This window comes from Streptomyces sp. NPDC017225 (assembly GCF_044331465.1).
Classification (GTDB): Bacteria; Actinomycetota; Actinomycetes; order Streptomycetales; family Streptomycetaceae; genus Streptomyces.
The window spans coordinates 681,685-698,827 of sequence record NZ_JBIRNE010000001.1; the positions used below are offsets into that span (position 1 = coordinate 681,685).

Annotated in this window: 14 protein-coding genes; 7 read left to right on the forward strand and 7 right to left on the reverse strand. The window is 70.6% G+C overall.

The genetic code is table 11. From position 1 onward, the window contains the following. Positions 1–29: 29 nt before the first annotated feature. The 6 genes from ACH4NX_RS03005 to ACH4NX_RS03030 all read right to left on the reverse strand — a co-directional run bounded on the left by ACH4NX_RS03005 (position 30) and on the right by ACH4NX_RS03030 (position 6,310). A complete protein-coding gene (locus ACH4NX_RS03005; protein WP_351393984.1) occupies positions 30–1,058 on the reverse strand; it encodes a LacI family DNA-binding transcriptional regulator in 1,029 nt (342 codons plus the stop codon). 78 nt (positions 1,059–1,136) lie between these two features. Next, positions 1,137–1,457 (reverse strand): L-rhamnose mutarotase, encoded by a 321-nt coding sequence (locus ACH4NX_RS03010; protein ID WP_351393987.1) that lies wholly within the window; start codon positions 1,455–1,457, stop codon positions 1,137–1,139. A gap of 64 nt (positions 1,458–1,521) precedes the next feature. Beyond that, the gene (gene rhaS / locus ACH4NX_RS03015; RefSeq protein ID WP_351393990.1) at positions 1,522–2,610 is read right to left on the reverse strand and encodes a rhamnose ABC transporter substrate-binding protein; all 1,089 of its coding nucleotides are present in this window, start codon (positions 2,608–2,610) and stop codon (positions 1,522–1,524) included. Between the two features lie 94 nt (positions 2,611–2,704). Then, positions 2,705–3,736, reverse strand: a complete 1,032-nt coding sequence (locus tag ACH4NX_RS03020) for an ABC transporter permease (RefSeq protein WP_398127435.1) — start codon at positions 3,734–3,736, stop codon at positions 2,705–2,707. Beyond that, positions 3,729–4,784: an ABC transporter permease gene (locus tag ACH4NX_RS03025; protein WP_398127436.1), complete on the reverse strand. Its 1,056-nt coding sequence runs from the start codon at positions 4,782–4,784 to the stop codon at positions 3,729–3,731. The genes ACH4NX_RS03020 and ACH4NX_RS03025 overlap by 8 nt, the downstream gene beginning before the upstream one ends. Beyond that, on the reverse strand, positions 4,781–6,310 hold the full coding sequence (locus ACH4NX_RS03030; RefSeq protein ID WP_398127437.1) for a sugar ABC transporter ATP-binding protein: 1,530 nt from the start codon (positions 6,308–6,310) through the stop codon (positions 4,781–4,783). The genes ACH4NX_RS03025 and ACH4NX_RS03030 overlap by 4 nt, the downstream gene beginning before the upstream one ends. Positions 6,311–6,592: 282 nt before the next feature. On the opposite strand from ACH4NX_RS03030, the gene rhaI reads away from it, so the two are divergent. The 3 genes from rhaI (at position 6,593) to ACH4NX_RS03045 (ending at position 11,722) form a co-directional block, all read left to right on the forward strand. After that, a complete protein-coding gene (rhaI, locus tag ACH4NX_RS03035; protein ID WP_351394000.1) occupies positions 6,593–7,759 on the forward strand; it encodes an L-rhamnose isomerase in 1,167 nt (388 codons plus the stop codon). A 265-nt stretch (positions 7,760–8,024) separates the two neighbouring features. Then, entirely contained in the window at positions 8,025–10,070 is a 2,046-nt protein-coding gene (locus tag ACH4NX_RS03040; protein WP_398127438.1) for a bifunctional aldolase/short-chain dehydrogenase, read from the forward strand. Positions 10,071–10,222: 152 nt separating this feature from the next. Continuing rightward, the gene (locus ACH4NX_RS03045; protein ID WP_351394005.1) at positions 10,223–11,722 is read left to right on the forward strand and encodes an FGGY-family carbohydrate kinase; all 1,500 of its coding nucleotides are present in this window, start codon (positions 10,223–10,225) and stop codon (positions 11,720–11,722) included. 215 nt (positions 11,723–11,937) lie between these two features. Here ACH4NX_RS03045 and ACH4NX_RS03050 read toward each other — a convergent pair whose 3' ends face one another. Beyond that, a complete protein-coding gene (locus ACH4NX_RS03050; RefSeq protein ID WP_398127439.1) occupies positions 11,938–12,471 on the reverse strand; it encodes a MarR family winged helix-turn-helix transcriptional regulator in 534 nt (177 codons plus the stop codon). A 152-nt stretch (positions 12,472–12,623) separates the two neighbouring features. Here ACH4NX_RS03050 and ACH4NX_RS03055 point away from each other — a divergent pair, with 152 nt between their 5' ends. The 4 genes from ACH4NX_RS03055 to ACH4NX_RS03070 all read left to right on the forward strand — a co-directional run bounded on the left by ACH4NX_RS03055 (position 12,624) and on the right by ACH4NX_RS03070 (position 17,102). Then, a complete protein-coding gene (locus ACH4NX_RS03055) occupies positions 12,624–13,421 on the forward strand; it encodes an SDR family NAD(P)-dependent oxidoreductase (protein WP_398127440.1) in 798 nt (265 codons plus the stop codon). A gap of 205 nt (positions 13,422–13,626) precedes the next feature. Beyond that, positions 13,627–14,382, forward strand: a complete 756-nt coding sequence (locus ACH4NX_RS03060) for an SDR family oxidoreductase (RefSeq protein ID WP_351394011.1) — start codon at positions 13,627–13,629, stop codon at positions 14,380–14,382. Positions 14,383–14,593: 211 nt separating this feature from the next. Next, positions 14,594–15,565, forward strand: coding sequence for an amidohydrolase family protein (locus ACH4NX_RS03065; protein WP_351394014.1), 972 nt, complete (start codon positions 14,594–14,596; stop codon positions 15,563–15,565). Between the two features lie 172 nt (positions 15,566–15,737). Further along, the gene (locus tag ACH4NX_RS03070) at positions 15,738–17,102 is read left to right on the forward strand and encodes an APC family permease (RefSeq protein ID WP_398127441.1); all 1,365 of its coding nucleotides are present in this window, start codon (positions 15,738–15,740) and stop codon (positions 17,100–17,102) included. Positions 17,103–17,143 lie beyond the last annotated feature (41 nt).

A 17,143-nucleotide genomic window follows, 5' to 3' on the forward strand; every position in this document is an offset into this window, starting at 1 on the left:
GGGTGGTCCGAACACCGGCCCGGAGGTTCTCAGCGCCGGGGGAGGCTGGAGCCGCGGACGACCAGCTCGGGCTGGAGAACCACGTGCTCGTGACGGTGCTCGGCCGCCCGGTCACCGGTTTCCTGGAGGAGCAGATCGGCGGCCATGGCCCCCATGACGCGTGCGGGCTGGCGCACGGAGGTCAGCGGTACGGTCGCCGCGGCGGCGAACTCGATGTCGTCGTACCCGACGATGGCAAGGTCGTCGGGGACCTTGACCCCGGCCGTGTACATGAACTGGAGCATCCCGAGGGCCAGCAGGTCGTTGGCGCAGAAGACGGCGGTGGGCCGTTCCGCCAGACCCAGCAGTCTGGCGCCGGCGTCACGGCCGGCGGACACGTCGAGGCGCTCGGTGGGGATCTCCCGCAGCGCCGCGGGAGACAGGCCGGCCTGGGCGACGGCCTCCAGTGCCCCGGTCCGGCGGTCCCGCACCTGCCGCAGGTGGGGCGGGCCGCTGACGTAGGCGATGGAGCTGTGTCCGGCACCGGTGAGGTGGCGGATCGCCAGGGCGCCACCGGTGACGTCGTCGACCGAGACGGAGCAGCCGCCCGCGTCGCCGGCCACCCGGTCCACGAGGACGTAGGGAATGCCGTGCCGGCGGAACTCGCCCAGGCTGCGCCCACTCGGGTCGGCGGGGGTGACCAGCACCCCGCGGACCCGCTGTTCGGCGAAGAGTTCGAGGTACTCCGCCTCCTTCCGGGCGCTCTGCGCGCTGTCGCACAGGGCGACGGCGAGTCCCGCCTCCCGCGCCGTGCGCTCCGCACCCTGGGCCAGGTCGACGAAGAACGGGTTGCCCATGTCGAGGACGAGCAGCGCCAGGACGCGGCTGTGGCCCGCCCGCAGCTGCCGGGCGGACTCACTGCGCACGTAACCCAGGCGTGCGATCACCTGCTCCACATGACGGCGCGTCCGCTGCGAGACGCGGCCGGGCCGGTTGAGCACGTTGGATACCGTGCCCACGGAGACACCGGCCTCCCGAGCCACGTCCTTGATGCCGACCGGAGGCGTCGGGTGCGTCATGTGTGCCTCCCGCTGTTCTGACCCCGCCCATCGAGCCGGTCCGGGGAAGCGTTCATCCTACGAAGCCGGTGCTCCGGTTCACGCCAGGTGGAAGACCTCGGTGAGGGGGCGCATGGAGGCGTCGGGGGCCCGCCCGTCCAGTTCCTCGAAGAAGTCCGCCATCTCGGCCTGCCAGCGCGCGTTCACCTCGGTGGCGTCCATGGCCGCCCGGGCCGCCTCGAAGTCGTCGGTCTCGAGGTAGCCGACGAGCAGGCCGTCCTCCCGCAGGAAGAGGGAGTAGTTGCGCCAGCCGGCCTCACTGAGCGCGGCGAGCATGTCGGCCCACACGTCCCTGTGGCGCTCGCGGTATTCGGCGGCCCTCTCGGAGCGGACCTTGAGAAGGAAACAGACGCGTTGCATCGGATCACCCTGCTGCCGAGCGTGGGGCCCCGGCGATCACCGGGGTCCACGACTGATGGACGGATCAGAAGTCGTACTCGTCGATGTTGTTCTTGTCGAAGACCGTCGGCTCACCCGGCGAGACGACACCGTCCGCACCGATGGTCATGGTGCCGAGGTCGCCGGCGGCGAAGGTCTCGCCCTCCTTGCCGGTGATCTGGCCGGATTCCAGGGCGACCGCGGCGTGGGCGGCGAGTGCGCCGAGTTTGGCCGGCTCCCACAGCTCGAACTGCTCGACGGTGCCGTTCTTGACGTAGGCGCGCATGTCGTTCGGGGTGCCGAGACCCGTGAGCTCGACCTTGCCCTTGTACTTGGAACCGGACAGGTACTGGGCGGCGGCCTTGATGCCGACCGTGGTGGGGGAGATGATGCCCTTCAGGTCCGGGTACTCCTGCAACAGGCCCTGGGTCTGCTGGAAGGACTTCTGGGCGTCGTCGTCCCCGTAGACCGTCTTCACGAGCTTGATGTCCTTGTAGGCGGGCTTCTTCAGCTCCTCCTTCATCACGTCGATCCAGGCGTTCTGGTTCGTCGCGGTCTGCGCCGCGGACAGGATCGCGATCTCGCCCTTGCCGCCGATCTGCTCGGCCAGCAGCTCGACCTGGGTGCGCCCGAGGTCTTCGGCGGACGCCGGGGAGACGAACACCTGGCGGCAGTCCTTGTTGGTGTCGGAGTCGTAGGTGACGACACTGACGCCGTTGCGCATGGCCTGCTTGAGGGCGGTGCACAGGGCGCCGGGGTCCTGCGCCGAGACGGCCATGGCGTCGACCTGCTGCTGGGTGAGGGTGTTGACGTAGCTGACCTGTCCGGCGGTGTCGGTGCCGCTGCTGGTGCCGACCTCCTTGAAGGTGGAGCCCAGTTCCTTGAGCGCCTCCTCGCCACCCTTGTCCGCGGTGGTGAAGTAGGGGTTGTTGACCTGCTTGGGCAGGAAGGCGACGGTGAGGCCCTTCTTGGTCTCCGCGCCGGGGTCGGCCTTGCCGACTGCCGCGCTGCCGTCCCCGTCCTTGGACGCGTCGTCCTTGGTGGTGCCGCCGCAGGCGGTGGCGCCGAGAGCGAGGGCGGTGGCACTGGCGAGGGCGAGGGTCAGGCGACGTGATCGGGCGGTGCTTCCGAACATGGGAAGGTCCTTTGCCTGTGCGGGAGGGAGGGGCGGGGGACCTCCCGGCCTGGCGGGCCGGCCGGGAGGGCGGGAAGGAGCCGGTGAGGGCGGACTACGGGGAAGGAGCCGGCAGCGGTGGGGGAGCGGCCGTTCTCCCCCTGGCCCGGGCCTGGGCGATCCGGCGGCCGATCCGCGGCGCCAGAACGGAGAGCACCAGGAGGACCCCGGTCGCCACGGTCTGGGACTGGGCGGTGACGTTCAGCAGACTCATGACGTTCTGCATCGTGCCGAGCAGGAACACACCGGCGACGGCGCCGCCGAGTGTGCCCTTGCCGCCGTCGAAGTCGATGCCGCCCAGCAGCACCGCGGCGATCACGGACAGTTCCAGTCCGGTGGCGTTGTCGTAGCGGGCGCTGGCGTAGTGCAGCGTCCAGAAGACGCCGGTCAGCGCGGAGATCACCCCCGTGGACACGAACATGGCCAGCTTGAGCCGCTTGACCCGGACCCCGGCGAAGCGGGCCGCCTCCTCGGAGGCACCGATGGCGAACAGCGAACGGCCGAAGCGCGTGGCGTGCAGCACGACGACGGCGATCGCCAGCAGGACGACGAAGGGGACGACGGCGTACGGGAGGAACGTGTCCCCGAACCGGCCGGCCCCGAAGTCCAGGTACGGGGCCGGGAAGTCGGTCACGGAGTCGGAACCGAGCACGATCTGCGCGATGCCCCGGTAGGCGCCGAGTGTGCCGATGGTGACGGCCAGCGAGGGCAGCCCGAGCCGGGTGACGAGCAGGCCGTTGACCAGTCCGCACACCACGCCGAGCAGAACGCAGAGCGGGATGATCGTCTCGATCGCCATGCCGGCGTTCCACAGCGCGCCCATCACGGCACTGGAGAGACCGGCCGTGGAGGCCACCGAGAGGTCCACCTCGCCACAGACCACGAGCATCGCCATCGGCAGGGCGATCAGGGCGATGGGCAGGGTGTTGCCGATGAGGAACGACACGTTCAGGGCGTTGCCGAAGTTCTCCACGAAGGAGAACGAACAGATCAGCAGGACGACCAGCAGAACGCCGACCGAGGTGTCCCAGCGCACCGCGCCGCCGAGGCGGGAGAGCACGGGGGACTTGACGGTGGTGTCAGGCATGACGGGCGCTCCTCGACTGTGCGGCCTTCTTGCGCAGGGCTCCGGAGACTCTGAGCGCCAGCACCCGGTCGACGGCGATGGCGAGCAGCAGCAGGAAGCCGTTGATGGCGGTGACCCAGACCGAACTCACGCCGAGGGCGGGGAGCACCCCGTTGATGGAGGTCAGCAGCACGGCACCGAGCGCGGCACCGTACACGGTGCCCGATCCGCCGGTGAAGGCGACGCCGCCGACGACCACGGCGCTCACCACGACGAGTTCGTACCCGTTGCCGGTGTTGGAGTCGACGTTGCCGAACCTGGCGAGGTACAGGGCACCGGCGAGTCCGGCGAGCGCCCCGCAGACCACGTAGGCCGTCATGACGCGGGCCCGGACCGGGACGCCGGCGAGCCGGGCGGCCTCCGGGTTGGACCCCAGTGCGTACATGTCCCGTCCGCCGCGGTAGTTGCGGAGGTAGTAGGCCACGACGACCAGCACGGCCACGGTGAGCAGCGCGAGGTAGGGCACCACCCGGATGCCGTCACTGCCGAAGTCCACGAAGCCGTCGGGCAGGGCACTCGCCGTGATCTGCCGGGAGCCGACCCAGATCGAGTCGACGCCGCGGATGATGTAGAGGGTGCCCAGGGTCACCACCAGCGCCGGCACCTTGCCCAGACTCACCAGTGCGCCGTTGACCACGCCGAACAGCGCGCCGACCCCCACGGCCAGCAGGACGGCGACGAGCGGGTGGCCGCCGTCCTTGAGGTGGAGCCCCGTGGCGAAGGCGGAGACGCCCAGCACGGAGCCGACCGACAGGTCGACGTTGCGGGTGATCACCACCATCGCCTGGCCGATCGCGACCAGTACGAGAATGGTTGCGTTCAGCAGCAGGTCCCTGATGCCCTGCTCCGACAGGAACTGCGAGTTGGACAGCTGGGTCGCGCCGAGCATCACCACCAGCACGGCGATCACGGCCAGTTCGCGGGCCTTGAACATCCTGTCCATGAGCCGCCGCGCGGCGGCGGACTCGGGTGCGACCTCCGGCCGCACGGGCTCGACGGTCGTGGTCATGCCGCCTTCCTCCCTCGGTCGGTGCGGCCGGTCGCGGCTGCCATCACGCTCTCCTCGGTCGCTTCCGCCCGGGGGATCTCCGCGGTCAGCCGGCCCTCGTGCATCACCAGGACCCGGTCGGCCATGCCGAGGATCTCCGGCAGGTCGGACGAGATCATCAGCACCGCCACCCCGTCGGCGGCGAGCGAGGACAGCAGGCGGTGCACCTCCGCCTTCGTCCCCACGTCGATACCGCGGGTCGGCTCGTCCACGATCAGCACCTGGGGGGAGGTGGCGAGCCATTTGGCCAGGACGACCTTCTGCTGGTTGCCGCCCGAGAGCGTCCCCACGACATCGGCCAGGCGCGCGTACTTCACCTGGAGTCTCGTCGCCCAGTCCACGGCACGGCTGCGCTCGGCCCGCCGGTTCATCAACCCGGCACGGGAGGTGGCCGCGAAGCCGGTGAGCCCGATGTTCCGCTCGATGGACATGTCCATCACCAGGCCCTGGGCGCGGCGGTCCTCGGGCACCAGGGCGAGACCGGCGGCCATGGCCAGGCTCGGGGCTCCCGGCGGAAGCTTCCGGCCGAGCACCTCGACCTCACCGCCGTCGAACCGGTCGACGCCGAAGACCGCCCGGGCCACTTCGCTGCGGCCCGCCCCGACCAGACCGGCGAGGCCGAGGATCTCGCCGCGCCGGACGTCGAAGGAGACGTCGGTGAACACGCCTTCGCGGGTCAGCCGGCGCACGCTGAGGGCGACCTCGCCGATCCGGGTCTTCTGCTTGGGATAGAGCTCCGCCAGATCACGGCCGACCATGCGGCGCACCAGGCCGTCCTCGTCCAGCTCGGAGAGGGGCTCACTGGCGATCCAGGCACCGTCCCGAAGGGTGGTGACCCGCCGGCACAGCTCGAAGATCTCCTCCAGCCGGTGCGAGATGAAGAGCACCGCCGCCCCCTGCTCGCGCAGCGTCCTGACCACGCCGAACAACCGGGCCACCTCGCTGCCGGTGAGCGCCGCCGTCGGCTCGTCCATGATCAGCACGCGGGCGTCGAAGGACAGGGCCTTGGCGATCTCCACCAGCTGCTGGTCGGCGATGGAGAGACCGCGGGCCGGCTGCGCCGGGTCGAGGGCGACACCGAGGCGGGCGAAGAGTCCGGCGGCGGCCGACGTGACCGTGCGGTGATCCACCCTGCCCAGGGAACGCCGCGGTTGCCGCCCGATGAAGATGTTCTCCGCGACGGACAGGTCGGGGAAGAGCGTCGGCTCCTGGTAGATCACGGCGATTCCCGCGTCCCGGGCGTCCGCCGGGCCGTGGAAGGCCACCGGCTCGCCGTCCAGGAGGACCCTTCCGGTGTCCGGACGGTGCACGCCCGCGAGTGTCTTGATCAGGGTGGACTTGCCGGCGCCGTTCTCCCCCGCCAGGGCATGGGCCTCGCCCGCGTACAGCCGCAGCGAGACATCACGCAGCGCTCGGACGGCACCGAAGGACTTGCTCACTCCCTCCAGGGCGAGCACCGCGGTGGTCTCCGGTTCGGGACGAGTCATGAGTTCTCCCCAGTACGTGGGCCGAGCGGAAACCCCGCTGTGAAATGTTTCAATGGGGTTGCGGGGAAGCTAGCTTCAGCCCGTCCGGGCAGTCAAGGGTCCGAGGCGTATGCGGTCGCCCGGATTTGAAGTCGAGGGAGCAGGCGACATATGGGCTGAGCGCTGTCGTGACCCTTGACGGGTCCTGTGTCACGGGTTAGTTTCGGCGCAGACTGAATCGATTCATACGAGCAGGTTTCTCAAGTCCCCACGACGGGGCAGCTTGCGCATCCAGAGGTGGACATGCCTGACATCACTGCCGTGAGAACCGCACTCGCCGACCAGCGGGTCGAGACGCCTTCCTGGGGCTACGGCAACTCCGGAACGCGTTTCAAGGTGTTCGCGCAGCCCGGCGTGCCGCGGACACCGCGCGAGAAGCTGGACGACGCGGCCAAGGTGCACGAGTTCACCGGCGTCACCCCCCGGGTGGCGCTGCACATCCCCTGGGACAAGGCCGACGACTACGCGGCGCTGGCCGCGTACGCGAAGGAGCGGGGCCTGGAACTGGGCACCATCAACTCCAACGTCTTCCAGGACGACGACTACAGGCTGGGCAGTGTCTGCCATCCCGACGCCGCCGTGCGGCGCAAGGCGCTCGCCCACCTGCTGGAGTGCGTCGACATCATGGACGCCACCGGCTCCCGCGACCTGAAACTGTGGTTCGCCGACGGCACCAACTACCCCGGCCAGGACGACATCGCGGCACGTCAGGACCGGCTCGCCGAGGCCCTCCAGGCCGTCTACGAGCGCCTGGGCGAGGACCAGCGGATGCTCCTGGAGTACAAGTTCTTCGAGCCGGCGTTCTACACGACCGACGTCCCGGACTGGGGCACCGCCTACGCGCACTGCCTGAAGCTCGGTGACAAGGCCCGGGTCGTCGTGGACACCGGCCATCACGCGCCGGGCACCAACATCGAGTTCATCGTGGCCGTCCTGCTCCGTGAGGCGAAGCTCGGCGGATTCGACTTCAACTCCCGCTTCTACGCCGACGACGACCTGATGGTCGGCGCCGCCGACCCCTTCCAGCTCTTCCGGATCCTCCATGAGGTCATCAAGAACGGCGGCCTGGACCCCGCCGCAGGCGTGGCCTTCATGCTCGACCAGTGCCACAACATCGAGGCGAAGATCCCGGCGATCATCCGTTCGGTGATGAACGTGCAGGAAGCCACCGCCAAGGCGCTGCTGATCGACGACGAGGCGCTGGCCGCCGCCCAGCGGGAGGGCGACGTCCTGGCGGCCAACGCCGTCCTGATGGACGCGTACAACACCGACGTGCGGCCGCTGCTGGCCGAGATCCGTGAGGAGAAGGGCCTGGACCCGGACCCGGTCGCCGCCTACCGCGCCGGTGGCTGGCAGGAGCGGATCGTCGCCGAACGCGTGGGCGGCGAGCAGGCCGGCTGGGGCGCCTAGGGGGTGCCGTTCGCATCCTGCCGGGGTCGGGGGGTCCGGCACGCGCGTCTGCGGCGTCGTCGTCGGTTGCCAGGACTCCGCCCGGATCCGCCCTGCCGCCCTCCTCCGCCTTGCAGCCGCACGCACCGGACCCCGTTCGGGTCAGTCGCTGGGCACCGTTGCCCGGAGCGGGCCTGATCCGACCGACACCCCCGAACCGCCGCTCCGGGGCGCCGCCCGGCTCGGGCCTCCTCCGTCGTCAACCCATCCCGAAGGAAAGATCATCATGGCCTCCGCCATCCATCCCCAAGTCGCCGGGCTCCTGGCGCGCTCGCACCGGCTGGGCTCGGACCCGCGCAACACCAACTACGCGGGCGGGAACACGTCCGCCAAGGGCACCGCCACCGACCCCGTCACCGGCGGCGAGCTGGAACTGCTGTGGGTCAAGGGCTCCGGCGGCGACCTGGGCACGCTGAAGGCCGAAGGACTGGCCGCGCTGCGCCTGGACCGGCTGCACGCGCTGAAGGACGTCTACCCGGGTGTCGAGCGCGAGGACGAGATGGTCGCCGCGTTCGACTACTGCCTGCACGGCAAGGGCGGTGCCGCGCCGTCCATCGACACCGCCATGCACGGACTGGTCGACGCGGCCCACGTGGACCATCTGCACCCCGACTCCGGTATCGCGCTGGCCTGCGCGGCCGACGGCGAGAAGCTGACCGCCGAGTGCTTCGGCGACAAGGTCGTGTGGGTGCCGTGGCGGCGGCCCGGATTCCAGCTCGGTCTGGACATCGCCGCGATCAAGGAGGCCAACCCGCGGGCGGTCGGCTGCGTCCTCGGGGGCCACGGCGTCACCGCGTGGGGCGCCACCTCCGAGGAGTGCGAGGCCAACTCGCTGTACATCATCCGCACCGCCGAGGCGTTCCTCGCCGAGAAGGGCCGCCCGGAGCCGTTCGGCCCGGTGCGGGACGGCTACGCGCCGCTGCCCGGCGAGGAGCGGCGCGCCCGTGCCGCCGCGCTCGCCCCGTACGTCCGCGCGATCGCCTCCGCCGACCGGCCGCAGGTCGGCCACTTCACGGACTCCGAGACGGTGCTGGACTTCCTCTCCCGCACGGAGCACCAGCGTCTCGCGGCCCTGGGCACCTCCTGCCCCGACCACTTCCTGCGCACCAAGGTCCGGCCACTGGTCCTGGACCTGCCGCCCGGGGCGCCGCTGGAGCAGGCGATCGCCCGGCTCACCGAGCTGCACGCCGAGTACCGAGCCGAGTACCGGGCGTACTACGAGCGGCACGCCGTGCCCGGCTCGCCGGCCATGCGCGGCGCCGACCCCGCGATCGTCCTGGTGCCGGGGGTGGGCATGTTCTCCTTCGGCAAGGACAAGCAGACCGCCCGGGTCGCCGGCGAGTTCTACGTCAACGCGATCAACGTGATGCACGGCGCCGAGGCCGTCTCCTCCTACAGCCCCATCGAGGAGTCGGAGAAGTTCCGCATCGAGTACTGGGAGCTGGAGGAGGCCAAGCTGCGGCGGATGCCCGCGCCCAAGCCGCTGGCCACCCGGGTCGCCCTCGTCACGGGAGCCGGCTCCGGCATCGGCAGGGCCATCGCCCACCGGCTCGTCGCCGAGGGCGCCTGCGTCGTGGTGGCCGACCTCGACGCCACGGGGGCGGCGGCCGTCGCCGAGGAACTGGGCGGGCCGGACCGTGCCGTGGCCGTGACCGTGGACGTCACCAGCGAGGAACAGATCGCCGCCGCGTTCGCCGAGGCCGTACTCGCCTTCGGAGGCGTCGACCTCGTCGTCAACAACGCCGGCATCTCCATCTCCAAGCCGCTGCTGGAGACCACGGCCAAGGACTGGGACCTCCAGCACGACATCATGGCCCGGGGCTCCTTCCTGGTCTCCCGCGAGGCCGCCCGGGTGATGACCGCGCAGAAGATCGGCGGCGACATCGTCTACATCGCTTCCAAGAACGGCGTCTTCGCGGGCCCCAACAACATCGCCTACGGGGCGACCAAGGCCGACCAGGCACACCAGGTGCGGCTGCTGGCGGCCGAGCTCGGCGAGCACGGCATCCGCGTCAACGGCGTCAACCCCGACGGAGTCGTGCGCGGCTCCGGCATCTTCGCCGGCGGCTGGGGCGCCAAGCGGGCCGCCGTGTACGGCGTGGCGGAGGAGAAGCTGGGCGAGTACTACGCGCAGCGCACGCTGCTCAAGCGCGAGGTGCTGCCCGAGCACGTGGCGAACGCGGTCTTCGCCCTCACCGGCGGCGACCTGACCCACACCACCGGACTGCACGTCCCGGTGGACGCGGGTGTCGCCGCCGCCTTCCTGCGCTGACCGGCGCCTCGCCCCGATGCCGCCGCCACTGGCGCGGCGGCATCCGGGCGGACGGCACGGGCCGGCGCCGCAGCCCTCGTTGCCCCACTCTCCATCGTTCAAGGGCCCTTCGCCTCGTCCCTCCTCGCCGCGCACAGCGGAGGTAACACCACGTGACCACCACCCCGGCCTCCTCGGCCTTCCCCTCGGCGTTCGCCGCGGTCGACCTCGGGGCCACCAGCGGACGGGTGATCCTCGGCCGGGTCGGGCCGGACAACCTCGACCTGACCGAGGCCCACCGGTTCCCCAACACTCCCGTACGCCTGCCCGACGGACTGCACTGGAACCTGCTCGCGCTCTTCCAGGGGACCGTCGACGGACTGCGGGAGGCCGCCCGGTCCGGCTCGGTCGTCTCCATCGGCGTGGACACGTGGGCGGTGGACTACGGGCTGCTCGACGCCGACGGCCTGCTCCTCGGCACCCCGTACCACTACCGGGACAGCCGCACCGACGACGCCGCCCAGCGGGTCTGGCCGCGCGTCGGTCCCGAGGAGCTGTACCGCATCACCGGGTTGCAGCACCTGCCGTTCAACACCGTCTTCCAGCTCGCCTCGGCGGCCGGCACCAGCCAGCTGGACGCTGCCCGCACCCTGCTGCTGATACCGGACCTGCTGGTCCACTGGCTGACCGGAACCATCGGGGCGGAGGCGACCAACGCCTCCACCACGGGCCTCTTCGACGTCCGCACGGGCACCTGGTCCGGCGAACTCCTCGACCGGCTCCCCATCGACCCGGCTCTGCTGCCGCCCCTGCGCCGCCCCGGCGACCCGGCCGGAACCCTCCTGCCGCACGTCGCCGCCCACACCGGTCTCGACGCGAGCACCCCGGTGGTCACCGTCGCCTCGCACGACACCGCCTCCGCCGTCGCCGCCGTCCCGGCCACCGAACCGCACTTCGCCTACATCTCGTGCGGCACCTGGTCCCTGGCCGGCCTCGAACTGGACGCCCCGGTACTGACCGAGGACAGCCGGGCCGCGAACTTCACCAACGAACTCGGCGTGGACGGCACCGTCCGCTACCTCCGCAACATCATGGGCATGTGGCTGCTGGAGGAGTGCCGCCGGACCTGGGAGGCGCGGGGGCTGCCCGCACACATTCCCGTACTCCTCGCGGAGGCCGCCCGGTCCAGGGCGTTCGGCGCGATCGTCGACCCGGACGATCCCGCGTTCCTCGCCCCGGGCGACATGCCGGAACGGATCCGCGCGTACTGCCGCCGTACGGACCAGCCCGCCCCCGTCAGCCAGGGGGCCGTCGTCCGCTGCGTCCTGGAGAGCCTGGCGCTGGCCCACCGCCGCACCCTGCGGCAGGCGGCCGAACTCGCCGGGCGCGACATCACCCACATCCACCTCGTGGGCGGCGGCTCCCGCAACGACCTGCTCTGCCAACTCACCGCCGACGCCACCGGGTTGCCCGTCATCGCCGGGCCCACCGAAGCCACCGCCCTCGGCAACATCCTCGTCCAGGCCCGAGCCGCCGGGCTGGTGGCCGACCTGGCGGCGATGCGCCGGCTCGTCGCCTCCACCCAGCACCTCAGGCGCTACACCCCAGGTGGCGACAGCGCGGCCTGGGACGCGGCAGCCGCCAGGCTCACCCCCGCCCGCACGGAGTCCTGACACGCGTCGCCCTCTTCGCCACCCGCGTCAACGACGCCCGCCACCCGCCCAGGGCGCTCGCCACCGTCGAGGCGCGACGCCCTTGCCGCGGAGGCGGGCGTGGACGCGCTGTGCGACGCGCAGCCGCTCCCGGGTCACCCGTGCGGCCTGTCCCAGCCGCCCGCCGCGGCGAGCCGGTGCGGCAGCCCGGCGGGGAAGGGGCCTCTCGCGAGTCGTCAGTTGTCTTCCGGCCGGTGTTCGCGAGCGTTCTGGCCTTCGAGCCGTTCGATGCCGTGGTTGAACTCGACCAGTAGCGTGAGGAACCGCTGTGTCCGCTCGCCGTCCCATTCCGCCGCTTCGAGCAGCCGGGCGGCTCCCGCGCGGCTGATGGCTCGGTCCGCCTCCAGGCGCTCCAAGCCGGTCGGTGTGGGCCGGATCCTGCGCGCGACGCCTCCGGCGGGGTCCGCGATGCGCTCCACGAGGCCCTGACGCAGCATGGCGCTGATCTGCCGGTTGATGGTGGACACGTCAGCCTGGAAGGTATGGGCCAGCTCCTTGAGCGTGAGCGGCTCGCCCGTCTCCAGCCGGGTGAGCAGAACATACGCGGAACGGTCCAGACCCTGACCGATCCGCGGGCGGCGCGAGGCGATGAAATGCCGTGACAACAGGGTCAGTTCACGTTCCAGATCGCCCAGGCGACGCTCTTCCGCGTCCGGCTCCTTCATCTGCTCGGCCGTCCTTCCTCGATGGTTCACGTCATCAGCGCTCATGTTCGCACTCCACCCGGACCCAGCTTTTTGTGCACGATGCACTGTGTATGTAGCATACATATCGCCGTCACCCCGTCAAAGAGCGCTTCGTCGGCCGGCGCCTCCCGCTGGACCACCAGAACCGTCCACACTGCGAAGAAGGAAGTACTCCCATGGAACGTCTCAAGGACAAGGTCGCCGTCATCACCGGCGCGGGCAGCGGCATCGGCCGTGCCGCGGCCCAGCTCATGGGAGCGGAAGGTGCCCGGATCGTGGTCGCCGACTACGACACCGAGGCGGCCGAGGAGTCCGCCGCGCTCATCGAGAGGTCGGGCGGGCGGGCGCTGCCCGTCACGGTCGACGTCACCGACGAGGGCTCGATCGCGGACATGATCAACGCGACCGTCCGGGAGTTCGGCGCCCTGAACGTGCTCTGTAACCACGTGGGTGGCACGAATCCGCGTACCGACCTGGACCTGCTGCGCCTGGACATGGACGAGTTCCACAGGGCGGTCGGCCGCAATGTGACCAGCACCCTCCTGGGTACCCGGCACGCGATCCCGCACATGCTGCGCGCGGGGGGCGGATCGATCATCAACACCGCGTCCGTCGCCGCCCTGGTCGGTGACGTCCTGCAGACCTCCTACGGTGCCGTCAAGGCCGCGGTGGTCAGCATCACCAAGTCCGTCGCCGTCCAGTACGGGCCCCAGAGCGTACGCTGCAACGCTGTCGCCCCCGGGGCCGTCATGACCCCCGCACTGGAGAACAACCTGCCGCGAGGCGTCATCGAGGGTCTCAAGCGGGGCAACGCGCTGCCCCGTCTCGGCTCGCCCGAGGACATCGGCCACACCATGGTGTTCCTCGCCTCCGACGAATCCCGCTACCTCACGGGGCAGTTGCTGGTCGTCGACGGGGGAATGACCGTGCAGTCGTCCGCGGCCCCCGGGCGGCGGGCGCAGCTCCCCGGCTGAGCCGGGGGCGGCCGGGGGGGCGTCACATCGGCGAGAGCTCGCCTTGTGTATGGTGCACAGCAAGTGCATTATGCATACGAGTCCGGGTGCTCGGCCGCTCAGGAGCTCCCTCGTCGCCCTTTCGGCGCCGCTCCCGTCGCTCACCCTCGCCGTCCCGCCGCGCGGGACCGCCTGCGTCGCAGGCCCACACGAAAGGAATTCCCTCATGAGTTCTCCCAGCCTGCAGGGCAAGTCGGCCATCGTCACCGGAGGCGCCTCGGGCATCGGCGGCGCCATCACCAAGGCCTTCGTCGCGCGCGGAGCCCGGGTAGTGGTCGTCGACCTCCAGGAGGAGGCCGGTGAGGCGCTGAGCCGTGAACTGGGTGACGCCGTGGTCTTCCTGAAGGGCGACGTCTCCGACCGGGCGGTCGCCGACTCGGCCGTGGCCGCCGCCGTCGAGCACTTCGGCTCCCTCGACGTGCTGGTGAACAACGCGAGCGTGTCCCGGCAGAAGCCGTTCGAGGAGCAGACGGACGACGACTGGGACCTCGCGATGAACACCGGTCTGTACGCCACCCGCAACTTCATGCTCGCCGCCCTGCCGGAGCTGAAGAAGACCGGCAACGCCTCCGTCATCAACTTCGGCTCCGGCGCGGGCCTGAACGGCCAGCCGAACCAGGCCTCCTACGCGGCGGCGAAGGAGGCCATCCGCGGCCTGAGCCGCGTGGCCGCCAACGAGTGGGCCCCGCACAACATCCGGGTCAACGTGGTCTGCCCGATGGCTCTGACCGCCGGCGTGGCCCAATGGGCCGAGGCCCGTCCCGAGCAGTACGCCCAGTCCGCGGCCATGGTGCCCCTCGGCAGGTTCGGTGACCCCGACCGGGATGTCGCTCCCATCGTCGCCTTCCTCGCCGGCGACGACGCGCGGTACATGACCGGGCAGACCGTCATGGCGGACGGCGGCTCGGTCAAGCTTCGCTGACCCGTGATTCTGGCGGCCCGTCGGGTCGGGGGGCGTTCGAACGCAGGTGCTCGTCGCTCACGGTGAAGTTATGGGCATGTGGGGGAGGCCGGCCCGGCGGACCACGTCTTCCGTCGGAGACGGTGCACCATCGTGATGATGGCGCGCCGCCGGTGCACGCACCTGCCGCGCCGGCCGCCACCCGTTGAGTGAGACCTGGGAAAGAAGCGTCATGGTCGCGAATCCACTGCGCGGTACGCCCGTCGTCGACACCCACGCGCATCTCTACCCCGCGACGTACCTGGACCGGCTCGTGGCGATCGGAGCCGACCCGGACACCGTGGCGGTCGCCCGGAACCTCCGCGCGAGCGACGAGCCGGAGGAGCTGGAAGCACGACTGCGGCAGATGGACGCGGCCGGCGTCGGTGTCCAGGTCCTGTCAGCGGTGCCCCAGGTACCCATGGTCGACGACGCCGGCAGCGCCGCCCGCGCCGCGAGGATGGTCAACGACCAGTACGCGGCCGTCCTCGCTGCCCACTCCGACCGGTTCAGGGCCTACGGCTGTCTGCCGGTGCCGCACGTGGAAGCGTCCGTCGCGCAGACCCGGTACTGCCTGGACGAGCTGGGCTTCCTCGGCGTCGCGCTGCCCACCGTCGTCCGAGGCGACATGACGCTCGCGGACGGGACTTTCGATCCCCTGTGGGCCGCCCTCGACGCGCGCGGAGCGCGTGTCTACCTCCACGCCACCGGCGGCGGCGCGAACTGCCCGCTCATCAACGACCACCAACTCCAATGGGTCAACGGGGCACCCCTCGAGGACGCGCTCGCGGTACTGCATCTGCTCAAGGCCGACGTTCCGGCCCGGTTCCCCGGCATTCGCTTCCACGTGGCGCACCTCGGCGGCGACCTGCCCTTCCTCGCCCAGCGCATCGAGGACAACTACGAGGACTGGCGGACGTTCGAACGATCCCCCCGCGCCGCGTTGCGGAACATGTGGTTCGACTCCGCGAACTTCCACGGTCCGTCGCTGCGGCTCGCGATGGAAACCGTCGATCCGGGCAAGGTCATGATGGGATCGGACTATCCGTACTTCCAGGACGACAAGTACACCAGAGCGGTCGGCTACGTCCGCGACAGCGGACTGTCCGAGACGCTCGTGGAAGCCGTCCTGAGCACGAACGCCATGAGGTTCTACGACGGCTGACGAGACGCCCCGAGGCCGCACTGGTCGAGAGGGCGCCTCGGAGGACGATTCCGGGTGCGCGTCCCAGCGGTCCGGTGCGGGGTCGCCGGATGCACCGGCCCGGGCATGGCTCCCCGGCCCTGCGGGCAGGGGAGACGTTGTTCCGTACCGAACGCCACAGGGGGGAGTCTCCGTGACCACAGGCGGAAGAGACGCCACTGCCTCGCCGGAGGGAGCGGACGACACCCCTTTGCGGCGGGTCATCGGCCCCAAGCTGCTCATCCTGTTCGTGATCGGCGACATCCTCGGTACCGGCATCTACGCGACCACCGGACAGGTCGCCGGCAAGGTCGGCGGGGCGCTGTGGCTGCCGTTCGTCATCGGGTTCGTCGTGGCGATCCTGACGGCGGCCTCGTACGTCGAGCTCGTCGGCAAGTACCCGAAGGCGGCCGGGGCCGCGCTGTACACCCAGAAGGCGTTCCAGGTATCGTTCCTCACCTTCATCGTCGCCTTCATGGTCATGTGTTCGGGCCTGTCCTCGGCGAGCGCGGCAGCGCGCGCCTTCAGCGGCGACTACCTCGCCGAGTTCACGGACTTCTTCCCGCCCACCCTCATCGCGATCCTGTTCGTTCTCGCCCTCGCGGCCCTCAACCTGCGCGGCGTGTCCGAGTCGGTGAAGACCAACGTGGTCCTCACCGTGGTCGAACTGACCGGCCTGTTCGTCATCCTCGCCGTCGGCGCCTGGGCGGTCCTCACCGGTGACGGCGACCCCTCCCGGCTCGGCGAGTTCCAGGCAGGGGGTACCGGCTACGCGCTGCTCACCAGCGTGCTGGGAGCGACGGCCCTCGGCTTCTTCGCCTTCGTGGGCTTCGAGGACTCCGTCAACATGGCCGAGGAGACCCAGGACCCGGTGCGTACGTTCCCGCGCGCCATCTTCATCGGCGTCGCCGTCACCGGGACCATCTACGTCCTGGTCGCCCTGGTCTCCTCGCTGCTCGTCGACTACCGCGTACTGGAGGGCTCCAGCGGCCCGCTGCTGGAGGTCGTCAAGGCCGGGGGACTGGACTTCCCGCCGAAGCTGTTCGCGCTGATCGCCCTGTTCGCGGTCACGAACTCGGCACTGATCAACATCATGATGGCGTCCCGGCTCTGCTACGGCATGGCGAACGAACGCATCCTGCCGCGCGCGCTGGGCCGTGTCCTCCCCCGGCGCCGCACCCCGGTCGTCGGCATCGTCTTCGTCTCGCTTCTCGCCATCGGCCTGGTCTCGACCGGGGAGATCGCGGGCCTCGGCGACACCACGGCCTTCCTGCTCCTGTGCGTCTTCGCCGTGGTCAACGTCTCCGTACTGGTCCTGCGCCGCGACCGGGTCGAACACAAGCACTTCCGTACGCCCACCGCTCTGCCGGTACTGGGCGCGGTCACCTCCCTGATCCTGGCCAGCCCCCTGTCCGACCGGCCCGCGCACGTCTACATCCGGGCAGGGGTCCTCCTGGCCATCGGAATCGGGCTGTGGGTGCTGAACAGGACGGTGATGAGGGCACGCGGCGAGGCGTGAGCCCCCTCGTCGCTGTCCTGCCCGGTCACCCACGGGTACGG